Here is a 2,548-nt window from a genome sequence, read left to right as displayed (position 1 = left end):
TGCTGGGCGAGGCATCGGGCATCATGGGCGTCGGCGCCAGGCGAGTGACAGCGGCTTGCGGGCGGGGCGGGGGCCTTCGTCCTGCAGTTCGTCATGGTAATGGGCGACGAAAGCCTTGAGCGTTTCGCGCATCAACCCCGGGCTGCGTTTTCTGGCCATCATCGAAATGCCTTGCAGGATCATGTTCATGATCACCACGCGCCGCTCCGTACGGCGCTCCAGCTTGACCGCCACCGGCTTGAACAACAGGTTGGCCAACAGTACGCCGTACAGGGTAGTGGTCAGGCTCAACGCCATCTGCCGTCCGACACTGCCCAGGTCGCCGTCGCCCAGCACAAACACCATGTTCACCAGGCCGACCAGCGTGCCCAGCATGCCAAAGGCCGGCGCGTAGCTGGCCATGGCGCGGAAGATCTGGGCTTGGGCGCGCTCCTTGGCGCGCAGCCGGGCAATGCGCCATTGCATGAGTTCAAGAATGTCCTCTTCGCCTACCTGGTCGACCAGCAGTTGCACACCGTGGCAAATGAACGGGTTGCGTACTTGCGCGAGGGCGTTTTCCACGGCGCGGCTGTCACCATCGATCCAGCGGCGGGCGAGGTTGACCAGGTCGTCGATATCGAGCTCGGTGCGCTCACGCTCGGTTCGCACAACGGCTGCGAACAGGCCCGGCACGCGCCGCACCTCTGCCATGGGGTAGCTGATGCAGGTGGCGGCGAAGGTGCCCAGCACCACGATGCCCAGGCCAGGCAGGTCGATGAGCAGCGACGGTTGCTGTGCGCTGAACAGCAGCAGGACGGTCAGCAGGAGCAGGCTGGCGAGCAGGCCGACCAGGGTCGATGGGTTCATGGGCACTCCCGTTGACGGCACCCGGCCGTAGACAATGATGTGCAGCGTTATAGCGCCGCCGGGGTGTGGGCAAAGGGGCTAATACAGGCGCTTTTGCTGTTCAGCTTGAGCGACCGGGCAGCCGGTGGCGCGCCGTGGGTGGGGCAATTTTTTTTCAGTGTGGCGCTAAAGGTCGGTTTTCCGTGCGCCGATGTTCGCGCTGACAGCAAGACAACGGCGCTGAGCGCGTGGAGCGCCAAAGCCGTGTTTGCCACAAGTGCCCACCCACGAAAGGAACTGCAAGATGTCTGTGATCAATACCAACATCACCTCGCTTATCGCCCAGCAAAACCTCAGTGCTTCGGAAAGCAGCCTGAGCACCTCGATCGAGCGCCTGTCCTCGGGCCTGAAAATCAACAGCGCCTCCGACGATGCCGCTGGCCAGGCCATCGCCAACCGCATGACCTCGCAGATCACCGGCCTTGAGCAGGCAAGCAGCAACGCCAGCGACGGCATCTCCCTGGCGCAGACCACTGAAGGTGCACTGGATCAGGTGAACGACAACCTGCAGCGCATCCGTGAGCTGGCGGTGCAGGCATCCAACGGCACCAACTCGCAGTCCGACCTGCAGTCGATCCAGGACGAAATCACCCAGCGTCTGGACGAGATCGACCGTATCTCCGAACAAACGTCGTTCAACGGCGTCGACGTGCTGGCCAAAGACCAGACCATCAGCATCCAGGTAGGTGCCAACGACGGCGAAACCATCGAGATTTCGCTCAGCGAAATCAATGCCGAGACCCTGGGCCTGGGCGACTTCAACGTCAACGGTTACGACACCACCCTGACCGCCACCACCCTGACCGACGACTCGGGTACCGCGATCACCTCCACCAACACCAGCTATGTCGACAGCTCCGGTACCACCGTCAGCGGTGGCACATTGTCGGAAGACGCCGATGGCAACTACTTCCTGACCGTTGGCGGCAAGACCTACGCGGCTGAAGTGGACACCACCACCAGCGGCTCCACCACCACCGCGACCATCACCATCGATACCGACAACGCGGTCACCAAGAAGTCCACCAACACCCTGACGTCGCTGGACAACGCGCTGAACACCATCGACTCCATGCGTTCGGACCTGGGTGCGATCCAGAACCGCTTCGATTCGGCGATCACCAACATTTCCACCACGGTGACCAACCTGACGTCTGCCCGCTCCGGCATTCAGGACGTGGACTACGCCACTGAGGTATCGGCCATGACCAGCGCGCAGATCCTGCAACAGGCAGGTACCTCGGTGCTGTCCCAGGCCAACTCGATGCCGCAACAGATGCTGTCGCTGCTGCAGTAATAAAGCCAGGAGCGCGGCGCACGCCGCGCTCTTCGCAGGCTTACCGGCGATTGGGGCGCAAAGCGCCCCCGACCCTCCAGATACAGCGCCTTATCCGGGCTTTGACCTGGCCAGCACAGGGATAGCATTCAAGCTAGAGTCCCTCTGCCACAAGGCCGTTCTTCATGCCCAAGCCCCAGCGCGCCCGCACGCCAAACCCCCGTCATACCCAGGCCCCCGTCGATCTCGCCCAAGCGCGACGCCACTGCCAGCGGCGCCCGGATGACGCAAGTGCGTGGCAAACGCTCGGCAACCTGCAATTGGCCATGGAGCCTGAGCAGGCCCTGGCCAGTTTCGAGCAGGCCCTGCAGTTGCTGCCGCACGACC

3 protein-coding genes are annotated in these 2,548 nt (G+C 63.0%); 2 read left to right on the top strand and 1 reads right to left on the bottom strand.

Translation table 11 applies throughout. The features are described 5' to 3' along the window. Positions 1-21: 21 nt before the first annotated feature. A complete protein-coding gene (locus BLX42_RS25485; protein ID WP_046786910.1) occupies positions 22-846 on the bottom strand; it encodes a motility protein A in 825 nt (274 codons plus the stop codon). A gap of 283 nt (positions 847-1,129) precedes the next feature. Between BLX42_RS25485 and BLX42_RS25480 the strand changes: the two genes are divergently transcribed. Further along, the gene (locus tag BLX42_RS25480; protein ID WP_046786911.1) at positions 1,130-2,182 is read left to right on the top strand and encodes a flagellin; all 1,053 of its coding nucleotides are present in this window, start codon (positions 1,130-1,132) and stop codon (positions 2,180-2,182) included. A gap of 164 nt (positions 2,183-2,346) precedes the next feature. After that, a partial coding sequence (locus BLX42_RS25475) for a tetratricopeptide repeat protein (RefSeq protein ID WP_218580325.1) occupies positions 2,347-2,548 on the top strand: 202 nt, incomplete at its 3' end.

The sequence above is a fragment of the Pseudomonas sp. SG-MS2 genome, from assembly GCF_009933855.1.
GTDB classification, from domain to species: Bacteria; Pseudomonadota; Gammaproteobacteria; order Pseudomonadales; family Pseudomonadaceae; genus Aquipseudomonas; species Aquipseudomonas putida_E.
Note: the sequence above shows the minus strand (reverse complement) of the source record. Positions and strands in the feature narration are given on the sequence as shown.